The 1,087-nt window shown below is 70.5% G+C and carries 1 protein-coding gene and 1 pseudogene; one reads left to right on the top strand and one right to left on the bottom strand.

Going from position 1 to position 1,087, the window contains the following annotated elements; genetic code table 11:
* A pseudogene (locus GJV64_RS14710) lies at window positions 1–564 on the bottom strand (MFS transporter); the annotation flags it as partial.
* Window positions 565–679: 115 nt separating this feature from the next.
* On the opposite strand from GJV64_RS14710, the gene GJV64_RS14705 reads away from it, so the two are divergent.
* A partial coding sequence (locus tag GJV64_RS14705; RefSeq protein ID WP_164158232.1) for a molecular chaperone DnaJ occupies window positions 680–1,087 on the top strand: 408 nt, incomplete at its 3' end.

Raw genomic sequence — 1,087 nt, 5'->3', positions numbered from 1 at the left:
CGGGATGGCGCGCGCCGCTGCCCAGCCGATCACGGCGAGCGCGGTCGCCACCGGCCCCACCGCCGCCGTGGCAATCAGCCCGCCGGCCACCTGGCCCAGCAATATGGCCACGAACGTTGCCGCCTCGACCATGCCGGTGCCGGCCACCAGCTCTCCCGGCTTCAGATGCTGGGGCAGGATGGCATACTTGACCGGGCCGAAGAGGGTGGAATGGCAGCCCATCAGGAACACCACGACGAGCGCCAGCGGCAGCGAGCCCAGCGCCAGCGCCAGCCAGCCCAGCGCCATGAAGCCGATCTCCATGAGCTTGACGAGCCGGGCGATGGCGGCCTTGTCGCGCGCATCGGCCAGCGTGCCGGCAATGCCCGAGAACAGCAGGAACGGCAGGATGAACAGGCCCGATGCCACCGACGCCAGGAACGCCGCCTGCGCCGGATCGGCAGCCGCCAAGTCATAGGCGACAATGAAGATGATGGCTGTGCGAAACAGATTGTCGTTGAACGCCCCCAGCAGCTGGGTTGCGAACAGGGGGCCAAAGCGCCGCGTGGCCAGCAAGCCGATCATCTGCCACCCTGCTTGCCTGTTCGCCCGGCGTCCGTCCAGCGGCGGACTCGCCGAGGCGGCCGCGATGACATAAGAAGCGGCAAGAACAACCGGAACAGTTGGGAGCACGAGGCGCGTGGTACGACAGCGGCGCAGCAATGACTGGGGGTTTCCGCGCTGGCGCAGCTATGAGGGCGAGCGCGCGGCCGCCCAGGTGCGCCTGTGCGACCGCGACGGCTGCACCGCCGCCGGCGACCGGCCAGCCCCCAAGGCGCCGAACAGCCCGGAACGCTGGTGGTTCTGCGAAACGCACGCCGCCGAATACAATGCCGGCTGGGATTATTTCCGTGGCCTGACCGCCGAGGAGGCCGCCGCGCGCGCACAGGCCGAGGCCGGTGAACGACGCTATCGGCGCGCCAGCCACTGGGCGTGGGGGGCCGACGGTGATGGCAGCCGCAGCCGCGCCGAACTGGATGCGCTGGCGGTGCTGGGCGTCGACGCCGATTCCGACATCACGGCCGTTCGGGCCGCCTGGCGCCGCGCC

Source organism: Sandarakinorhabdus rubra, from assembly GCF_010994245.1.
GTDB lineage: Bacteria > Pseudomonadota > Alphaproteobacteria > Sphingomonadales > Sphingomonadaceae > Sandarakinorhabdus > Sandarakinorhabdus rubra.
The sequence above is the reverse complement of the archived record's forward strand: the minus strand, read 5'-3'. Positions and strand labels throughout refer to the sequence as shown.